18 protein-coding genes are annotated in these 17879 nt (G+C 73.7%); 7 read left to right on the forward strand and 11 right to left on the reverse strand.

Annotated features, from left to right (window positions below; genetic code table 11):
• Positions 1 to 6 precede the first annotated feature (6 nt).
• A complete protein-coding gene (locus Sdagh_RS03775) occupies positions 7 to 1221 on the reverse strand; it encodes a cytochrome P450 (protein WP_190077887.1) in 1215 nt (404 codons plus the stop codon).
• Entirely contained in the window at positions 1218 to 2498 is a 1281-nt protein-coding gene (locus Sdagh_RS03780) for a type III polyketide synthase (RefSeq protein ID WP_264201178.1), read from the reverse strand. The genes Sdagh_RS03775 and Sdagh_RS03780 overlap by 4 nt, the downstream gene beginning before the upstream one ends.
• Between Sdagh_RS03780 and Sdagh_RS03785 the strand changes: the two genes are divergently transcribed.
• Positions 2478 to 3164 carry a thiaminase II/PqqC family protein gene (locus tag Sdagh_RS03785; RefSeq protein WP_190077888.1) on the forward strand — a complete coding sequence of 229 codons (687 nt, stop codon included), beginning with the start codon at positions 2478 to 2480 and terminating at the stop codon, positions 3162 to 3164. The genes Sdagh_RS03780 and Sdagh_RS03785 overlap by 21 nt on opposite strands.
• Here the strand turns inward: Sdagh_RS03785 and Sdagh_RS03790 are convergent.
• From Sdagh_RS03790 to Sdagh_RS03810, 5 genes are all read right to left on the reverse strand, one after another.
• The gene (locus Sdagh_RS03790; RefSeq protein WP_189421552.1) at positions 3152 to 3391 is read right to left on the reverse strand and encodes a DUF6213 family protein; all 240 of its coding nucleotides are present in this window, start codon (positions 3389 to 3391) and stop codon (positions 3152 to 3154) included. The two genes, Sdagh_RS03785 and Sdagh_RS03790, sit on opposite strands and share 13 nt — an antisense overlap.
• 26 nt (positions 3392 to 3417) lie before the next feature.
• A complete protein-coding gene (locus tag Sdagh_RS03795; protein WP_190011028.1) occupies positions 3418 to 4803 on the reverse strand; it encodes an NADP-dependent succinic semialdehyde dehydrogenase in 1386 nt (461 codons plus the stop codon).
• Positions 4804 to 4879: 76 nt separating this feature from the next.
• Positions 4880 to 5368, reverse strand: a complete 489-nt coding sequence (locus Sdagh_RS03800; RefSeq protein WP_189421554.1) for an NUDIX hydrolase — start codon at positions 5366 to 5368, stop codon at positions 4880 to 4882.
• A 139-nt stretch (positions 5369 to 5507) separates the two neighbouring features.
• Entirely contained in the window at positions 5508 to 7046 is a 1539-nt protein-coding gene (locus Sdagh_RS03805) for an ATP-dependent DNA ligase (RefSeq protein WP_189421555.1), read from the reverse strand.
• Between the two features lie 143 nt (positions 7047 to 7189).
• Positions 7190 to 8146 carry an NAD(P)/FAD-dependent oxidoreductase gene (locus tag Sdagh_RS03810; protein WP_226534505.1) on the reverse strand — a complete coding sequence of 319 codons (957 nt, stop codon included), beginning with the start codon at positions 8144 to 8146 and terminating at the stop codon, positions 7190 to 7192.
• Positions 8147 to 8224: 78 nt separating this feature from the next.
• Between Sdagh_RS03810 and Sdagh_RS03815 the strand changes: the two genes are divergently transcribed.
• The 6 genes from Sdagh_RS03815 (at position 8225) to Sdagh_RS03840 (ending at position 13472) form a co-directional block, all read left to right on the forward strand.
• Positions 8225 to 8797 carry a helix-turn-helix domain-containing protein gene (locus tag Sdagh_RS03815; protein WP_189421556.1) on the forward strand — a complete coding sequence of 191 codons (573 nt, stop codon included), beginning with the start codon at positions 8225 to 8227 and terminating at the stop codon, positions 8795 to 8797.
• Positions 8798 to 8881: 84 nt separating this feature from the next.
• Complete coding sequence (locus tag Sdagh_RS03820; RefSeq protein ID WP_189421557.1) at positions 8882 to 9853, forward strand: NADPH:quinone oxidoreductase family protein; 972 nt, start codon at positions 8882 to 8884, stop codon at positions 9851 to 9853.
• Positions 9850 to 11031: an acyl-CoA dehydrogenase family protein gene (locus Sdagh_RS03825; RefSeq protein ID WP_189421558.1), complete on the forward strand. Its 1182-nt coding sequence runs from the start codon at positions 9850 to 9852 to the stop codon at positions 11029 to 11031. Before Sdagh_RS03820 ends, Sdagh_RS03825 begins: the two co-directional genes overlap by 4 nt.
• Complete coding sequence (locus tag Sdagh_RS03830; protein WP_190011030.1) at positions 11028 to 12101, forward strand: acyl-CoA dehydrogenase family protein; 1074 nt, start codon at positions 11028 to 11030, stop codon at positions 12099 to 12101. Before Sdagh_RS03825 ends, Sdagh_RS03830 begins: the two co-directional genes overlap by 4 nt.
• A gap of 189 nt (positions 12102 to 12290) precedes the next feature.
• Positions 12291 to 13154 carry a phosphatidylinositol-specific phospholipase C/glycerophosphodiester phosphodiesterase family protein gene (locus Sdagh_RS03835; RefSeq protein ID WP_189421560.1) on the forward strand — a complete coding sequence of 288 codons (864 nt, stop codon included), beginning with the start codon at positions 12291 to 12293 and terminating at the stop codon, positions 13152 to 13154.
• Between the two features lie 123 nt (positions 13155 to 13277).
• Positions 13278 to 13472, forward strand: a complete 195-nt coding sequence (locus Sdagh_RS03840; RefSeq protein ID WP_189421561.1) for a hypothetical protein — start codon at positions 13278 to 13280, stop codon at positions 13470 to 13472.
• A 16-nt stretch (positions 13473 to 13488) separates the two neighbouring features.
• Here Sdagh_RS03840 and Sdagh_RS03845 read toward each other — a convergent pair whose 3' ends face one another.
• From Sdagh_RS03845 to Sdagh_RS03860, 4 genes are all read right to left on the reverse strand, one after another.
• Entirely contained in the window at positions 13489 to 14679 is a 1191-nt protein-coding gene (locus Sdagh_RS03845; RefSeq protein WP_370594866.1) for a phosphodiester glycosidase family protein, read from the reverse strand.
• A gap of 184 nt (positions 14680 to 14863) precedes the next feature.
• Positions 14864 to 15253 (reverse strand): luciferase domain-containing protein, encoded by a 390-nt coding sequence (locus Sdagh_RS03850; RefSeq protein ID WP_189421563.1) that lies wholly within the window; start codon positions 15251 to 15253, stop codon positions 14864 to 14866.
• 266 nt (positions 15254 to 15519) lie between these two features.
• Positions 15520 to 16599: a lytic polysaccharide monooxygenase gene (locus tag Sdagh_RS03855; RefSeq protein WP_190011031.1), complete on the reverse strand. Its 1080-nt coding sequence runs from the start codon at positions 16597 to 16599 to the stop codon at positions 15520 to 15522.
• A gap of 110 nt (positions 16600 to 16709) precedes the next feature.
• Positions 16710 to 17879, reverse strand: a complete 1170-nt coding sequence (locus Sdagh_RS03860; protein ID WP_190077889.1) for a glycoside hydrolase family 12 protein — start codon at positions 17877 to 17879, stop codon at positions 16710 to 16712.

The following is a 17879-nucleotide window of genomic DNA, read 5'->3' on the forward strand; positions in this document are numbered from 1 at the left end:
GTCGGCTCACCAGGCGACCGGCAGCGCTTCGGGCCCACGGATCAGCGCGCCCTTCTTGAACGGCACGTCCTCCGGCGCCACCGCCAGGCGCAGCCCCGGCACCCGGTCCAGCAGGGCGTCCACCAGCAGCTCCGACTCCAGCCGGGCCAGCATGCCGCCCGGACAGTAGTGCGGGCCGAACCCGAAGGAGACGTGCGGGTTGGGATCGCGGGTGAGGTCGATGGCCTCGGGGTCGGGGAACACCTCGGGGTCGCGGTTGGCGGCCAGGTAGGAGACGTAGACCGCGTCGCCCGCCCGGATGCGCACCCCCCGGACCTCGACGTCCTCCAGGGCGATCCGGGAGAGCCCGACCGCGTTGCGGTGCGGGATCCAGCGCAGCAGTTCGTCGATGGCCTTCGGCCGGATCTCCGGTTCGGCGCGCAGCCGTTCGGCCAGCTCGGGACGGGTCAGCAGGGTGTAGAAGAGCTGCCCGCTGTTGTTGGTGACCGCCTCGCCGCCGATCTGGAGCAGCACCGCGAGCCCCACCGCCTCCTGGAGGGTGATCTCCTCCCGGCCGACGGCCGCGCCCAGCAGGGACGCCACGTCCTCGCCGGCGCTGTTCTCGCGCAGCCCGATGAGATCGGCGAAGTAGGCGCCCATCTCCTGCTTGGCGCGTTCGCTGACGTCGGCGCCGTGCGAGGAGGACAGGATGAGCTGGGTCCAGGTGTGCATGCCGTGCCGGTCGGCCGCGGGGACGCCCATCAGCTCGCAGATCACCGCGATGGGGAAGGGACTGAGCACCGCCGCCGTGAGGTCGGCGGGCGGGCCCTGCGCCAGCATCGCGTCGGTCAGCTCCTCCAGCATCGCCCGGGACCGCTCGCGGACCCGTTCCACGCCCCGCGCGGTGAAGGCCGCGGCCACCGAGCGGCGCAGCCGGGTGTGGTCCGGCGGATCGAGGAAACCGACCGCGCCCCGGGCCGGGATGAAGTGCGGGGCCAGTCGGGTCACCTGCCGGTCCATCACCGCCTCCCGGCCGAACCGGGGGTCGTTGGTGACCATCCGCACGTCGTCGTACCGGGTCACCAGCCAGGCCCAGCCCTCGCCGTTGGGCAGCGAGATCCGGGACACCGGCCCCTCGGCCATCAGCTCGCGCAGCACCGGGTCGAACTCCGTGCCGGGCAGGTCCGGGACCGGCCACTCCCGCACGGGCGGCGCGGTCTGCGGAATCGTCTCTTCGCTCACGTTCGTCTCACGCCCTGTTTCTTGTCGGCGGTCCCCCAGCGGCCCAGCGACATCTCCGCGGTGATGCCGGGACCGAACCCGGCCAGCAGTCCGCGGGCCCGTTCCGGCGCGCCGCCCTCGTCGAAGAGGCGGCGCAGCGCGTCCAGGACGACGGCGCTGGCGATGTTGCCGTACTCGGTCAGCGTCGCCCGGCTGAACCGGAACGCGTGCGGCTCGACCTGGAGGAACTTGCTCAGATCGTCCAGGATGCGCGGGCCGCCCGCGTGCACGATGTAGAAGTCGAGGTCGGTGGCGTCCCAGCCGTGGTCGCGGGCCAGCCGCACCAGCGCGGGCGCCAGCGGCTCCATGGTGGCCGGCACCCGCTTGTCCAGCAGGAAGTGGAAGCCGGTCGCCTTCACGTCGTACATGATCCACTCTTCGGTCTTGGGGATCAGGTACGAGCCGTTGCGCTCCAGCGTCACGCCGGTGCCGCCCCGGCCGCGGACCACCGCGGCGGCGATGCCGTCGCCGAAGAGGCCGTTGGAGAGCAGCGAGCCGATGCCGATGTCGGTGGGCTGGTAGCACAGCGAGCAGAACTCGCAGGCCACGATCAGCGCGTTGGCCTCGGGGTAGGCCGTGCAGAAGTCGTGGGCCCGGTTGATCGCCGCGCCGCCGGCCGCGCAGCCGAGCTGGGCGATGGGTATCTGCCGGGTCGTGCTGTCGAAGCCCATCTCGTTGATCAGCCACGCGGTGAGCGAGGGCATCATGAAACCCGTGCACGAGACGTAGATGATCACGTCGATGTCGGTGGGCAGCACCTCCGCGTCGTCCAGCGCCCGCTGGATCACCGCCGGGACGCGGGCCTTGGCCTCGGCCTCGTAGAGCTTGTTCCGGTCCTCGAACCCCGGGTGCTTCAGGGTTTCCTCGATGGGTTGCACGATGTGCCGGGTGCGCACGCCGGTGTTCTCGATCAGCCGGAGGGCCAGCGGCAGTTGGGGGTGGTCGGCGTGACGCTCACGCGCCAGCTCCAGCGTCTCCTCCATCGTGATCACGTGCTCTGGGACGGACACCGAGGGTCTGCACAAAGTCGCCATGAACCGTGCCTGCTTTCGCCTCCCGGAAGGCCCTTGCGCCCCCCGGTCAGAAAGTGGTCCACCCCTGGGGGTGTTCCTCCAACGATCACCCGGCGGGACGCCGATCTCTCGCGGGGTTACTCCATCCCGGGGAGCCTGGGAGAGTGGAGGCGGCGCGGCGCGGCGCGGAAGACGGAGGACACCATGGCCCGGACGGCACGGCAGCTGCTGGAGACGACCACCGGGAAGCTGGCCCCAGACCCCCGGGCCAACCGGTTCGTGCCGCTGCTCGCGCGGGGCGCGGCGAGCCGGGACACGCTCGCCGCGCTCGCCCTGGAGCAGCGCTGGGTGATCGCCGCCGACCGCCGGGCCTTCGCGTACCTGGCGCACCGCACCGCCGGGACCCCGCCGCTCGCCGACTGGTTCACCGCGCTCGCGGAGGGCGAGGCGGTCGCCGCCGGGAAGCTGGAGGCGTTCGCCGCGGCCTGCGGCGTGGGGGAGAGCCGGTCCGTCGCCCACGAGCCGCTGCCCGGCTGCCAGTCCTACCCCGCGTACGTGGCCTGGCTCGCGCTGAACGGCTCACCCGCCGAGACGGTCCTCGCCGTGCACGCCAACTTCTCCGCCTGGGGCAGCTACTGCGCCACCGTCGCCGACGCCCTGCGCCGCCACTACGGCTTCACCGACGAGGCGTGCGCCTTCTTCGACTTCTTCGCCGCGCCCGACCCCGCCCTGGAACACAAGGCGACGGCCGCCGTCCAGGCGGGACTGGACGGCGGCCATCTCAACGAGGACCTCGTGCACCGCTACGGGCGGCTGCTCCAGGCGTACGAGGCGTTGTTCTGGCACAGCCTGTGGGAGCTGGAGCGGCCTGGGGAAGGTCAGGTCGACTGACCGCTGCTGTGCGCGATGCAGGCCACGTCGATCCGGTCGGCGAGCTTGGCCAGCTCGATGGTGAGGGCGGCCACGGTGTCCTCGTCCAGCCGGCCGTCCTCGCCGGTCTCCACCAGGCGCAGCCACCGCCCGCCGACCGTGCGCAGCAGCTTGCTCACGTCGGCCGCGGCCACCTGGAGGGTGCCGCGGGAGTCGACGATCAGGGGGAGGGTCACTTCGCGGGTCACAGGAACGGATCGTAGTCGCGGACGGGTCACGCTCCGTGCCATACGGTGGTGATGTTGCAGAACTCCCGGATTCCGTGCCCGGACAGCTCACGTCCGTAACCCGACCGCTTGACGCCGCCGAACGGGAACGCGGGGTGCGAGGCCGTCATGCCGTTCACGTACACGCCGCCCGCCTCCAGGTCCCGCACGAACCGGTCGACCTCCGCCTCGTCACGCGTCCAGACGTTAGAACTGAGGCCGAAGTCGGTGTCATTGGCGATCAGGACGGCCTCGTCCAGGTCGGCCACCCGGTACAGCGTGGCGACCGGGCCGAAGGTCTCCTCGCGGTGGATGCGCATCTCCCGGTCGATGCCGGCCAGCACGGTCGGCGGGTAGAACCAACCGGGCCCGTCGGGCCGCTCGCCGCCGCAGAGCACCGTCGCGCCGCCGCGCACGGCGTCCTCGACCAGCTCCACCAGGTCCTCGACGCCCCGCTCGCTGGAGAGCGGGCCGACCTGCGTGTCCTCCTCCATCGGGTCGCCGACCCTCAGCGCCTTCATGCCCGCCACGAACCGCTCCGTGAAGGCGTCGTAGACATCGGCGTGCACGATGAAGCGCTTGGCGGCGATGCAGGACTGCCCGGCGTTCTGCGTCCGCGCGGTGACCGCGACCTCGGCGGCCCGGTCGATGTCCGCGGACGGCATCACGATGAACGGGTCGCTGCCGCCCAGCTCCAGCACCGTCTTCTTGATCATCTCCCCGGCGGTGGCGGCGACCGCGCGGCCCGCCGGCTCGCTGCCGGTGAGGGTGGCGGCCTTCACCCGCTCGTCGCGCAGGATGTCGTCGACGGCCGCCGAGCCGATCAGCAGGGTCTGGAAGCAGCCCTCGGTGAAGCCCGCGCGGTGGAAGAGGTCCTCCAGGTACAGGGCGGTCCCGGGCACGTTCGAGGCGTGCTTGAGCAGACCGACGTTGCCCGCCATCAGCGCGGGCGCGGCGAACCGGACGACCTGCCACAGGGGGAAGTTCCAGGGCATGACCGCCAGCACCGGGCCGAGCGGCCGGTAGCGCACCAGCGCGCGGGAGCCGCCGGAGTCCTTCACGTCCGCCTCGGCCGGCTCCTCGTCGGCCAGCAGCTCCGCCGCGTGGTCGGCGTACCAGCGCATCGCCTTCGCGCACTTGGCGGCCTCCGCGCGGGCCTGTGTGACCGGCTTGCCCATCTCGGTGGTGATGACCCGGCCGATCTCGTCCCTGTCGGCCTCCAGCAGGTCCGCCGCCCGGTGCAGCAGCCGGGCCCGTTCCTCGAACGTGGTCGTCCGGTACGTGCGGAACGTGGCCTCGGCGAGCTGGAGACGGCGTTCGATCTCCTCCTCGCCCATGGCCTGGTACGTCCGGACCGTCTCGCCGCTGGCCGGGTTCACCGTGGCGATGGGCATGGCTGGCCTCCCTGGGGGCGGGTCGTGCTTCGACCTTCGCGCGGGGCGCCGGGCGCCGCAACGCGGAGGTCCGTCGTCAGTGCGAGTGCTCCGCCAGGCGGTCGAGAAACGCGGCCTGCGCGGTGACGACCACCTCGCGGGCCCGGTCCAGCGGCAGCCAGGCCACCCGGTCCAGCTCCGGGAACTCCTGCTCCCGGCCCGACCGCGGCGGCCACTCCATCCGGAACGTGCCGGGCACGACCGTCGCCGGGTCGAGGTCGGCCTCGACCGCCCAGACCGTGACCAGCTTGCCGCCGGACTGCCGCACCTCCCCGAGGGGCACGGCGTCGGCGGTCCCGGGCGGCGGCAGCCCCAGCTCCTCCTCGAACTCGCGCCGGGCCGCGTCCCAGGCCGGTTCGCCGTCCTCGTACTCCCCCTTGGGGACCGTCCAGGCGCCCTGCTCGCGCCGGGCGAAGAACGGGCCGCCCATGTGGCCGAGGAGGACCTCGAGGCGGCCCTCCGGGTCCCGGCGGTACAGCAGGAGACCGGCGCTGCGCTTGACGGGCCGGGCTTGGCGGGGAGTCATCGGGGGGTCTCCGGGGGGATGCGGCGGGTGATGTCCGGCAGGACCGGCGGGGCGGTCTCCGCGGGGACTGGCCGGCCGGTTCCCGGGGAGGACCGGCGGCCGGTCGCAGGAGGCACCCGGCGGCCGGCCGCCGGTGGCTTCACGGCGCGATCTCCGGGTGGGCGGCGAGCAGGGTCTCGACGGTGTCGGCGTCCTCGGGGCGCTTGTCCTCGCGGTAGCGGACCACGCGGGCGAAGCGGAGGGTGACGCCGGCCGGGTAGCGGGTCGAGCGCTGGAGGCCGTCGTAGGCGATCTCGACGACCAGGCCGGGGCGGACGGTCACGCCCCAGCGGTGCTCCTCGACGGCCAGCGCGGTCAGGTGCCCGGTCTGCCAGGCCAGCATCGCGTCGGTCATGCCCTTGAAGGTCTTGCCGAGCATCACGAAGGAGCCGTCGGCGGCACGGGCGCCCAGGTGCAGGTTGGAGAGCCGGCCGGTGCGGCGGCCGTGGCCCCACTCGGCGGCCAGCACCACCAGGTCCAGGGTGTGCACGGGCTTCACCTTCAGCCAGGAGGCGCCCCGCCGCCCGGCGCTGTAGGCGGCGTCCAGGCCCTTGACCACGACGCCCTCGTGGCCTCGCGCCAGCGTCCGGGCGAGGAACTCCTCCGCCGCGCCCGCGTCCTCGGGGCCCGCCGTCACCAGGCGCCGCACCCGCATCGGCTCCGGCACCAGCCGCGCCAGCTCCGCGTGCCGCTCGGACAGCGGCAGGTCGAGCAGGTCGCGGCCGTCGACCAGCAGGGCGTCGAAGAACACGGGGGAGACGGGCACCGCCCGCGCGGCCGTGGCGACGTCCGTGCGCGAACCGACCCGCCCGGCCGTCTCCTGGAAGGACCGGGGACGCCCGTCCGGGCCGAAGGAGATGACCTCGCCGTCCAGCACGAACCGCTCGCCGGGCAGGCCCAGCGCCGCCGCCCGCACCTCCGGCAGCCGGTCGGTGATGTCGTCCAGGGTGCGGGTGTACAGCCGTACCGCGTCCCCGTCGCGGTGCACCTGCACGCGGATGCCGTCGAGCTTCTCCTCGACCGCGCAGCCGCCCAGCTTGCCGACCGCCTCGGCCACCGAGGAGGCGCTGTGCGCCAGCATCGGCAGCACCGGGCGGCCCACGGTGAGCCGGAAGCGGCCGAGCGCCTGCGGGCCCTCGGCGAGCAGGGCCTCGGCCACCGTCCGCAGCGAACCGGCGAGCATCACCGCCCGCCGTACGTCCGCCGGGGCCGCCCCGGTGGCCTGGGCCAGGCCCTCGACGGCGACCGCGTCCAGGGCGCCCTGCCGGACCTCGCCGGTGAGCAGCCCCAGCAGGAAGCGCTGTTCGTCCTCGGTGGCCGCGCCCATCAGTTCCCCGGCCAGCCGGGTCCGCTCGGCCAGCGCGCCGGGCCCGGACACGGCGGCGAGGCGGGTGAGCAGGGCGTCGACCTCGCGCACGGTCAGCGCCGGTTCGGCGGCGGGCGCGACCGGCCGGCCCAGCACCTTCCAGCCGACGCCGATCCGCCCCTGCGGCAGGCGGCCCGCCAGGTACGGGATGACCACGGGGACGTCCGCCGCCTCCGCCTCCCGGAACAACTCCGCGAGCAGGGCGGTCTTCCGGGACCGCGCCGAGGTGGCGGCGACCTCCCGGGACACCTGGGCCAGCCGGGCGAGCAGCATGCCCTTCATGGTGCACCGGGAGGGGCGGGCTCACACCTCCGGCTCGGGCTCCCGGGGTTTCTCACCGGAATCCCTCCGAGGCGCGGCCGGGTCCGGACGGGCGGCCGTCCGAGCCGGACCTCGCCGGAGAGGGGAACGGCCCCTCATCCCTCCAGCGTCGCGTCCACGTCCGACATGATCAGGTCGCCGACGACGGCGGAGGCCGCCCGGTAGCCGCCGCTCACCGCGTGTACGACCTGTTCGCCGAAGCCCATCGCGTTGCCCGCGGTGTACACCCCCGGCACACTGGTCTGCCCGCTCGCGTCCACCACCGGATACGACCCGAACGGGGTCTCCGTCAGCTCCGCGCCGAGCTGCTCCAGCAGCCCGGTCCGCGGCACGGCCCGCGGCGCGACGAACACCACCGACCGCTCGTGCACCGAGCCGTCCGCCAGCCGTACGCCGGTGATCCGGTCGTCGTCGACCACCAGCCCGGCGACCTCCCCGGGCACCACCTTGACCCCGGCCGCGGCCAGCCGCCGCAGGTCCTGGTCGGACAGCCCGGACTCCTCGACGGTGTGCAGGAACAGAGTGACGTCGTCGGACCAGCCCGTCACCATCAGTGCCTGGTGCACGCTCAGCGGCGTACTCGCGACCACCCCGAACCGCTCGTCCCGCACCTCCCAGCCGTGGCAGAACGGGCAGTGCACCACGTCCCGCCCGAACCGCTCCGCCACCCCGGGGATCTCCGGCAGTTCGTCCTTCAGCCCGGTGGTGACGATCAGCCGCCGGGCGCGCACGCACCGTCCGCCGGCCAGCTCCACGGCGAAGCCGCCGTCGTCCCGGGTCACGGTGACCGCCCGGTCCCGGACCTGCTCGACGCCGTACGACGCGACCTCCTCGCGGCCGGCCGCCAGGAACTCGGCGGGCGGCATCCCGTCCCGGGACAGGTAGCCCTGCATGTGGGCGGCCGGCGCGTTGCGCGGCTCCCCGGCGTCCACGACGAGGGCCCGCCGCCGGGCCCGGCCCAGCACCAGCGCGGCGGACAGCCCGGCCGCCCCGCCCCCCACCACGACCACGTCGTACGCCTCGTTCCGCTGCTTCTTCTGTGCTTCGGTCACGGTGACCACCTCCGTGACCGAGAGTCGCCCGGACGGCAGCCGATTGACAAATGCGTTTGCCGGTTCTGCAATAAGTGCATGACCAAGGACGACGTTCTCGCCGGTGTGGGCCCCCGGCTGCGGCAGATCCGCAAGGAGCGCGAGGTGACCCTCGCCGCGCTCTCCGAGGCGACCGGCATCTCGCTGAGCACCCTCTCCCGCCTGGAGTCGGGGCTGCGCAAGCCCAGTCTGGAACTGCTGCTGCCGATCGCCCAGGCCCACCAGGTGCCGCTCGACGAGCTGGTCGGCGCCCCGCCGGTCGGCGACCCGCGGGTCCGGGCCAAGCCGCTCCAGCGCCACGGCCGCACCTACTGGCCGCTCAGCCGCCAGCCCGGCGGCCTCCAGGCGTTCAAGGTGCTGGTGCCGCCCCGGCAGGAGGAACCGGTCCCGCAGACCCACGAGGGATACGAGTGGCTCTACGTGCTGTCCGGGCGGTTGCGCGTGGTGCTGGGCGAGCACGATCTGGTGATCGGTGCCGGGGAGGCCGTCGAGTTCGACACCCGGGTTCCGCACTGGTTCGGGACGGCCGGGCCGGAGCCGGTGGAGTTCCTCAGCCTCTTCGGGTCGCAGGGCGAGCGGGTGCACGTCCGGGCGCGGTCCACCCGATCGTGACGCCCGGGACGGTTCCCTGATCGGCAAGCGACCGCTTAGTATGCGGTGGACCCGGACGGACGACGCAGTCGGTGGAGGCCCCGCATGCAGGCATGGCAGGTGCACGAGAACGGCGAGCCGGGCGAGGTGATGCGCCTCGCGGAGGTCCCCCCGCCGGCCCCGGGCGAGGGACAGGTCCTGCTCCGGGTCCGCGCCGCGAACGTCAACTTCCCGGACGCGCTGCTGTGCCGGGGCCAGTACCAGGTCAGGCCGCCGCTGCCGTTCACCCCGGGCGTGGAGGTCTGCGCCGAGACCGAGGACGGCCGCCGGGTCATCGCCACCCCGCTGCTGCCGCGCGGCGGCTTCGCCGAGTACACCGTCGCGGACGCCGCCGCGCTGCTGCCCGCGCCGGACGCCCTGGACGACGCCGAGGCCGCCGCCCTGCACATCGGCTACCAGACGGGCTGGTTCGGACTGCACCGCCGGGCCCGCCTGGCGGCCGGCGAGACCCTGCTGGTGCATGCCGCCGCCGGCGGGGTCGGCAGCGCCGCCGTGCAGCTCGGCAAGGCCGCCGGGGCCACGGTCATCGGCGTGGTCGGCGGCCCGGAGAAGGCCGCCGTCGCCCGCGCGCTCGGCTGCGACCTGGTCATCGACCGCACGAACGAGGACGTCATCGCCGCCGTCAAGGAGGCCACCGGCGGGCGCGGTGCCGACGTGATCTACGACCCGGTGGGCGGCGCCGCCTTCAAGCAGTCCACGAAGGTCGTCGCCTTCGAGGGCCGGATCGTGGTCGTCGGCTTCGCGAGCGGCGAGATCCCCGCCGCCGCCCTGAACCACGCCCTGGTGAAGAACTACGCCGTGCTCGGCCTGCACTGGGGTCTGTACAACACCAGGAACCCGGGCCTCGTCCTGGAGTGCCACGAGCGGCTCACCGAACTGGCCGCGCGCGGCACGGTCAAGCCGCTGGTCAGCGAGCGGGTGCCGCTGGACGGCGCCGCCGGGGCCGTCCAGCGGGTCGCCGACGGTGTGACCACCGGCCGGGTGGCCGTCGTCCTGGAGAAGGGAGCCGGCGCATGACCGACGCAGCGGAACTCAGGCAGCGCACCCGGGATCTGCTGGCCGCGCACCCGCCCGCGTCCACCGACCGCCTCGACTTCCTGCGGGCCCGCTTCGACGCCGGACTCGCCTGGGTGCACTTCCCGGAGGGCCTCGGCGGCCTCGGCGCGCCCCGCACCCTCCAGCCCGTCGTGGACACCGCACTGGCCGCCGCGGGCGCCCCCGACAACGACCCCCGGCGCATCGGCATCGGCCTCGGCATGGCCGCCCCGACCCTCCTGAAGTACGGCACCGACGAGCAGAAGCAGCGCTTCCTGCGCCCGCTGTGGACCGGTGAGGAGGTGTGGTGCCAGCTGTTCAGCGAGCCCGGCGCCGGCTCCGACCTCGCCGCGCTCGGCACCCGCGCGGTGCGGGACGGCGACGACTGGGTGGTCGACGGGCAGAAGGTGTGGACCTCCAGCGCCCATCTCGCCCGCTGGGCCATCCTCATCGCCCGCACCGACCCGGACTTGCCCAAGCACCGGGGCATCACCTACTTCGTCTGTGACATGACCGACCCCGGTGTCGAGGTCCGGCCGCTGCGGCAGATCACCGGCGAGGCCGAGTTCAACGAGGTGTTCCTCACCGGTGTGCGCATCCCCGACACCCGGCGCCTCGGCGAGGTCGGCGACGGCTGGCGTGTCGCGCAGACCACCCTGAACAACGAACGCGTCGCCATCGGCGGCCGGCGCCTGCCCCGCGAGGGCGGCATGATCGGCCCGGTCGCCCGGACGTGGCGTGAACGCCCCGAGCTGCGCACCCACGACCTGCACCAGCGCCTGCTCACCCTCTGGGTGGAGGCCGAGGTCGCCCGGCTCACCGGCGAACGCCTCGGCCAGCAGCTCGCCGTCGGCCACCCCGGCCCCGAGGGCGCCGGCATGAAACTGGCCTTCGCCCGCCTCAACCAGGAGATCAGCGGCCTGGAGGTGGATCTCCTCGGCGAGGAGGGCCTCCTCTACGACGACTGGACCATGCGCCGCCCCGAACTGGTCGACTTCACCGGCCGCGAGGCCGGCTACCGCTACCTGCGCTCCAAGGGCAACAGCATCGAGGGCGGGACCAGCGAGATCCTGCTCAACATCGTCGCCGAACGCGTCCTCGGCCTGCCCGCCGAGCCGCGCACCGACAAGGACGTCGCCTGGAAGGACCTCGCCCGATGAGCGACCTGTTGTACTCGGAGGAAGAGGAGGCGCTGCGCGCCGCCGTCCGGGACCTGCTCACCGACCACTGTGACGCGGCCGGTGTCATCGCCCGCACCGAGACGGACACCCCGCACGACCTGACCGCGTGGAAGTCCCTCACCGAGGCCATGGGCCTGGCCGGCCTGCTGATCCCCGAGGAGTACGGCGGTCAGGGCGCCGGCCACCGGGAGGCGGCCGTCGTCCTGGAGGAACTCGGCCGGGCCGTCGCCCCCGTCCCGTATCTGACCAGCGCCGTCGTCGCCACCGAGGCGCTGCTGGAGTGTGCCGCCGGCCGCACGCTGACCGAGCTGGCCGCCGGCCGCCGGATCGCCGCCCTCGCCGTCGGCCTGCACACCGCCCCCGGCGCCGCCTTCCCCGCCGTACGGCTGGAGAACGGCACTTTGAGCGGCTCGCTGACCGGCATCGCGGACGCGGCCGTCGCCGACGTGCTGCTCGTCCCGGCGGACGACGGGGGGCTGTACGCCGTGCGCGCCGCCGACGCGACCGTCACCCCGCGCACCTCCCTGGACCTGACCCGCCCCCTGGCCGACGTCGCGCTGGACGGCGCGCCGGGGGAGCGGCTGGGGGAGGCGGAACCCGCCGTACGACGGGCCCTGCGGACCGGCGCCGGACTGCTCGCCTCCGAGCAACTCGGCCTCGCCGACTGGACACTGGCGGAAACGGTGCGCTACCTGAAGGAGCGCAAGCAGTTCAACCGGTCCGTCGGCGGCTTCCAGGCGCTCAAGCACCGGCTGGCCGCGCTGTGGCTGGAGACCGCCCATCTGCGCGCCGCCGCCCGCAGCGCCGCGGACGCGCTCGCCACCGGCGAGGACGCCGACGTCTCCGTGGCCGTCGCGCAGGCGTACGCCGCCCCCGTCGCGGTCCACGCCGCCGAGGAGGCCCTCCAGTTGCACGGCGGCATCGGCATGACCTGGGAACACCCCGTCCACCTGTACCTGAAGCGGGCCAAGGCCGACTCGATCGCCTACGGCACGGCGGGCGCCCACCGGGCGGCCCTGGCCACGCTGGTGGAACTCCCCGCTCCCTGACCGCCGCACGTTCGGTCGCAGCCCGCCCGGCCCCCGGGCGGGCTTTCGCGTGCGCGCCCGGCCTCCCCGCGCGCACCGGGTGAACGGGTGACGGCGGTCCGGCCAACTCCCCGCACGTCCCCGCTTCCCGGTCCCTGCCGGATCGCATACTCACTGAGGTCCCGTAAGGCCCTACCAGGGAGGCAGAGCATGGCCCTCACCACCCGCCGCAGAGCCCTCACCACCCTCGGCGCCGCCCTCGCGGGCACGGTCGCCCTGCCCGCCGGCACCGCGCTGGCCGGCGAACACGCCGACCGCGCGCGCCCGTTGCGGCACGCCCACGCCCACAACGACTACGAGCACCCCCGTCCCCTCCTCGACGCCCTCGACCACCGCTTCGGCAGCGTCGAGGCCGACATCCACCTCGTCGACGGACAACTCCTCGTCGCCCACGACGCCGTCGGCCTCGACCCGTCCCGCACCCTGGAGTCCCTCTACCTCGACCCGCTCGCCGCCCGCGTCCGCGACCAGGGCGGCCGGGTCTACCGGGGTGCCCGCCGCCCGCTCCAACTGCTCGTCGACGTCAAGACCGAGGGCGCGTCGACCTACCGGGAACTCGACCGCCGGCTCCGCCGCTACCGGCACCTGTTCACCACCTACGCCCACGGCCGGGTGCGCACCGGCCCGGTCACCGCCGTCGTCTCCGGCGACCGCGCGGCCCGCGCCCCCATGGAGGCGCAGACCGTACGCAGTGCCTTCTACGACGGCCGCCTCACCGACCTCGGCAGCGCCGCCCCCGCCTCCTTCGTCCCGCTGATCAGCGACAACTGGGCGAACAACTTCACCTGGCAGGGCGTCGGCGCCTTCCCCGCGGCCGAGCGCCGCAAGCTGCACGGCATCGTCGCCACCGCGCACGCCCGCGGGCAGCGCGTCCGCTTCTGGGCCACCCCCGATCTGGCGGGCCCGGCCCGGGACGCGGTCTGGACGGAACTGCTCGCCGCGGGCACCGATCACCTCAACACGGACGACCTCGCGGGGCTGGAGGCGTTCCTGGACGCCCACCGGGCGCGGTAACCGGCGGGCACGACACCACACGTTCGGAGGACAGCCCAGCCGCCCGGACGAACCCTCCGCTACGCCACACTTGCGGCCGAACGCCGCGAACCCGACAAGGCGGCGTGGCGGAGGAGGTTGACGATGGCCGTTTCCATCTCTGTGGTGCTGCTGCTGGCGATCCTGGCGGTGATCTTCCTGCGCAGCGGCGGGCTCAAGATCTCCCACGCCCTGGTCTGTCTGCTGCTGGGCTTCTACCTGGCGAGTACGAGCATGGCGCCCACCATCAACAGCGGGCTGATCGCCACGGCGGACATCGTCAGCGGCCTCAGACCCTGACCCCCTCGCCGCGCCGTCAGCCGGCCGAGAAGACCCCGATCCCGTTCGGGACGGCGCGCTCGGCCCCGCCACTGGGGTGGTTGCGCACCGAGACGCCGGCCGCGCCCGGCGCGCGGGCGACCAGCGTCGTCGACCCGCCGCCGTCCAGGCTGAACCCCTCCGTAGCCCCGCGGGCGAGCAACGCCTGGGCCACCTCCGCGACGGTCAGCCCCGATCGGTACGCGGCCGAGCCGTCCAGCGCGAGCAGCAGCACCCGGCGTCCGCCGTCCGCGATGCCCACCGCGGTCCGCACGGCCGACGTACGGCCGTCCAGGCCCGGCAGCGCCCGCCCGCCCGAGAGCACCGGATAACCGCCGACGGCGAACCCGTACGGCTCCTGCGACACGGCGGCCACCAGCCGGTGGGTGACGGTCACGGCGTCTCCGCTGGCGAGCTTCCGCAGCTGCCGGGCCCCTTCCTCACGGCCCACCAGCACCGTCGTGTCCGCCGCGACCGGGCCGTCGCCGGGGGCGCCGGAGGCGGAGACCACCCGGCCGCCGCGGACCGTCACCTCGTAGGTGTCCGGGCTGCACGCGGCCGCCCGGTCGGTGTCCGTGCCGCAGGTCGCCCGCACCCGGGAGGCGCCGCCCCACTCGGCGGTGAACGCGCCGACCGAGTCCACCGGCAGCGCGTACTGGTTGAAGCCGCGCAGCGGCAGCGTCCCCTCCGGTGTGCGGACCTCCCCGTCGAGGGAGAGCCGGTCCAGCCGGGCCCGCCGGTCGTCGCCGACGCCGAAGACGGCCTCGGTGGTGACGCCGGAGGGCATGGCCGGTCCGAAGCGCTGGCCGTCCGGCACCGCCGCCTTCAGCGCCCGGCCCTCCGCGATCGCCGGTCCCACGCTCGCGCCGGTCGCCTCGACACCCGGGTGCTGGCTCTCGGTGATGTTGAAGAAGTCGCCGTTGACGCCCGCGACGGCGCCCTGGGCGGCGGCCATCCGCGACACCGTGGCCCGCGCCGCCACCGCCCCCGGGTACAGCAGCCCGAGCCGGACCCCGGGGGCGTCCAGGTCCACGCCGAGGAGGTGGGCGTGGGTGGTCCCGCCGGCGGCCGGGAGGTCGAACTCCTCGTACGTCACCCCCGGCGCGATCTCGGCGGCGGCCGGCGCGGCGACGGCCGGTGCCGCACCCGCCAGCGCCGTGCCGGCCAGTGCGCCGAACGCCGCGAGCAAGGCCAGTGTCCGACGGAATGCCGCATGAGGTGTCACGAACGCCCCTTGATGTCTCGTCAGCCGCACGCTCAGGGAGGTAGTGCACCAGACGGCCGCCGTCCCGGAGGCGACTGCCGGGCCGCGACGCGGAAAAGGGGACGGAAAGGCACTCCCACGGACGCCCGCGGGCCGCCGCGGGTGGCCCTCAGCCGCCGAGGACGCTGTCGCGGTGGAGCACCGTGACCCGGTGGAAGTTGCAGCCGGACGGCGGCTCGGCGGCGGGCCACGTCTGGTGGGCCTTGAGCGCGATGCTCACCAGGCTCATCAGCAGGTCGATGTCGGTCTCGCAGTCCAGATGCACCGTCACCCAGCGGGAACCCGGCACGAGGTGGATCGCGCTGGAGCCGCCGAGGTCGTAGTGGAAGCGCTGGACGGCCCGTCGGGTCAGGTTCAGGTCCACGTCCCGGTCCGAGTGGAAGTGGATGATCTCGTCGTGCACGGAGCGGAGCGCCTGTCCGGTACCGCAACTGGCCGGCCCCGCCGTGAGGTCGGGCCAGTCCTGCAGTCGCTCCAGGGCACGCTGGGCCAGAGTCATGTCCCTATCGTCGCTCCATCACCGCCCGGCAACCAGGGGTTGAGCGATTTGTAACCGGCGCGTGAGGTAACTGACCCGGTGTCACGCCCGGTACCACGTGGGGCGAGTGTGCCGGGGTGGGGACCCGGCCGCGCCCGCCGGGCGGGAAGCGCCGCGCGGTCACGCGCGGCGCTCCGCCCTCGTGCGCACGGCTCACCAGGCGGGACGCGGGTCACCGAGCGCGGCCGATCATCGAGGACAGCAGATCGTCCGGGTGCGGACGGTGCCTACGGGGTCACGCAGCCGATCGTTCCGACCGGGTAGTCGTTGCCGGTGGAGGTCGCCGTGAACCCGAAGGAGACACTGGCGTCCGCGGCTATCACCCGGTTGTGATCCGCGTTGCGTACCGTGACCGCGCCGTCGGACCCGGTGGACAGCACCCCGTTCCACACACTGCTGATCCGGGTCCCGACCCCGGGTGTCCACCGCACCGCCCAGCCGTTACGGGGCTCCGTGCCGTGGTTCATCACCTCGACGGAGCCCTGGAAGCCCCCGTTCCAGCTGTTCTGCACGGTGTACACGGCCATGCAGGAGCCGGTGTGCGGCGGATCGGTGGGTGTCGGCGTGGGGGTCGGCTCCGGCGTGCCGCCGGAGCCGCGGATGCCGGTGACCTCGCCCTTGCCGCCGTCGAAGACGATGTCGGAGCAGGAGAAGAAGTTCTCCTGGCTGTCCGACCGCACCCACTGGATGAAGAGCACCGCGTCCCCGGAGCGGCCCGAGGGCAGCGCCAGGTCCCAGTAGTAGTGGCCGCCGTTGCTCCCCGCCGAGCCCTGCTGCGGCGGGTTGGTGACCGTCTGTATCAACTGGAGGTCGTCCCAGCCCAGCTCGGAGGTGGGTGACCAGCCGGGCTTGGTCAGATAGACCCGGAAGTCGCCCGGATGCGCGGCCCAGTTGCTGTACTGCACCTTCATCGTCGCGCCGGACGTCAGGTGGGTCTTCGGCCAGTCGGACCGGGCGGCGTTGTAGGCGGAGAAGTCGTACGGGGACCGGTCGCCGGCGCTGCACAGCGTGCCGTCGGGCACGTAACCGGCGCCCCGGCCGCCCGCGTTGGAGTCCAGCACGGCGAACCAGTTGTACAGCGCCGTCGCTCCGCTCTCGTTCAGAGCGTTCTGGCAGGCGGGGTTGGTCGGGGCCAGGGCGCCGGTGCCGGTGATGGCGTCCAGCTGGCAGAGGTAGGTGCGTGATCCGGGGGTCATCGCCACCCCGTGCGCCTCCGCCTTGCCCTGTCCGAGGACGGCCAGCCCGAGCGCACCGAGCAGGGTGGCCAGGACCGCCGCGAGGGTGAGGAGTCTGCTGCGTCGAGCCATGGGATCTCCGGTTGATGTGTGATCGGTCGGTCGAGTGGGTTCGGAGGGTGAGCCGGCCCGCCGGAGCGATCCGGCCGGCCGGGCGGCGGCGCGCATCCGGTCCGGCACCCTCAGGTGGCGGTGCACGGAACGCCGTTCAGGGTGAAGGCCGCCGGCTCGGCGAACGTGCCGCTGTAGGTGCCCTGGAAGCCGAACGTCTGGCTGCCGCCCGCCGCGAGGCGTGGGCTGTGCTCCGGCGCCCGGACCGTCACGGCGCCCGAGGCCGGAGTCACCGTCGCGTTCCAGGCGTGGCTGATCTGCTGCCCCGAGGGCAGGGTGAAGCCCAGCCGCCAGTCGTCCACGGGGGCGGACCCGGTGTTGCGGACGGTGACGTCGGCGGTGAACCCGCCGGGCCAGACCTGCGTGGCGTAGGACACCGCGCAGGCGCCGGCCGGGGTGCCGGGATCGGTCGGCCCCCCGCCGCCCAGGACGACGTCCGAGGAGAAGGACCTCACCGTCAGCCCCGCCCCGTTCTGCCACGGCTCGAAGCCGGCCTGGACGCTCGTCAGGTACCAGTCGTTCCCGGCGAGACCGCGGGAGACGGTCTGCCGGACGAAGTCCATGACGTCGAAGCTCCAGCTGCCGATGGCCGCGGGGGCGACGAAGGACAGCACGTCGTTGGAGCCGTTGCTGCCCGACCACACCTCCCAGCTGCGCCCGGCCACCGTGGCCGTGCCGGTCCGGGAACCGATCGGCTGGATCGGACCGACCCGGTTGAACCAGATCATGATCTCGGTCCGGTTCACGCCGTCGGTCCGGGGCGCCGGGTCCAGCCAGATGTCGTACGAGGCGTTGTACACGGCGTTGTCGACAAAACCGTAGGAGATGCTGCTGGGCGCGCTCGATATGGCGTCGACCCGGGCGGGGAGGGAGGTGCCCGGCGAACAGTTGGTGTAGTGGCAGCCGTTGAAGACGGACGGGTACGACTTCGGAGCGCCGTTGGTCGGCACGGAACCGTCCGCCCTGCTGAGCACGAAACCGGAGTCGGTCGCGGTGACGCACTGCTCGGCACTGCTGCCCCAGCGGTTGTTCTGGACGACGTACCGGTTCTGGATCGTGGTCGAACCGTACTGCTCACAGATCGTGGTGTCAGCGGCTCTCGCCGCGGCCGCGGTGCCCGTCGTCGCGGCGCTCGGCGCGGCCGTCGCGGCCGTCATGAGGACGGCGACGAGGGAGAGCGCCATGAGCAAGACGCTGAACAGGGCGCGCGTGGCGGAGAGTCGGTGGGGAGAGGGGCGCAT

The organism is Streptomyces daghestanicus (assembly GCF_020521275.1).
Classification (GTDB): Bacteria; Actinomycetota; Actinomycetes; order Streptomycetales; family Streptomycetaceae; genus Streptomyces; species Streptomyces griseoviridis.

Excerpts from the sequence above, each read along its gene's own strand:
- Sdagh_RS03820 (WP_189421557.1), top strand. The coding sequence starts at position 8,882 with ATGCAGGCATGGCAGGTGCACGAGAACGGCGAGCCGGGCGAGGTGATG.
- Sdagh_RS03785 (WP_190077888.1), top strand. The coding sequence starts at position 2,478 with ATGGCCCGGACGGCACGGCAGCTGCTGGAGACGACCACCGGGAAGCTG.
- Sdagh_RS03860 (WP_190077889.1), bottom strand. The coding sequence starts at position 17,879 with ATGCGCCCCTCTCCCCACCGACTCTCCGCCACGCGCGCCCTGTTCAGC.
- Sdagh_RS03825 (WP_189421558.1), top strand. The coding sequence starts at position 9,850 with ATGACCGACGCAGCGGAACTCAGGCAGCGCACCCGGGATCTGCTGGCC.
- Sdagh_RS03850 (WP_189421563.1), bottom strand. The coding sequence starts at position 15,253 with ATGACTCTGGCCCAGCGTGCCCTGGAGCGACTGCAGGACTGGCCCGAC.
- Sdagh_RS03835 (WP_189421560.1), top strand. The coding sequence starts at position 12,291 with ATGGCCCTCACCACCCGCCGCAGAGCCCTCACCACCCTCGGCGCCGCC.
- Sdagh_RS03815 (WP_189421556.1), top strand. The coding sequence starts at position 8,225 with ATGACCAAGGACGACGTTCTCGCCGGTGTGGGCCCCCGGCTGCGGCAG.
- Sdagh_RS03830 (WP_190011030.1), top strand. The coding sequence starts at position 11,028 with ATGAGCGACCTGTTGTACTCGGAGGAAGAGGAGGCGCTGCGCGCCGCC.
- Sdagh_RS03800 (WP_189421554.1), bottom strand. The coding sequence starts at position 5,368 with ATGACTCCCCGCCAAGCCCGGCCCGTCAAGCGCAGCGCCGGTCTCCTG.
- Sdagh_RS03855 (WP_190011031.1), bottom strand. The coding sequence starts at position 16,599 with ATGGCTCGACGCAGCAGACTCCTCACCCTCGCGGCGGTCCTGGCCACC.
- Sdagh_RS03805 (WP_189421555.1), bottom strand. The coding sequence starts at position 7,046 with ATGCTGCTCGCCCGGCTGGCCCAGGTGTCCCGGGAGGTCGCCGCCACC.
- Sdagh_RS03840 (WP_189421561.1), top strand. The coding sequence starts at position 13,278 with ATGGCCGTTTCCATCTCTGTGGTGCTGCTGCTGGCGATCCTGGCGGTG.
- Sdagh_RS03795 (WP_190011028.1), bottom strand. The coding sequence starts at position 4,803 with ATGCCCATCGCCACGGTGAACCCGGCCAGCGGCGAGACGGTCCGGACG.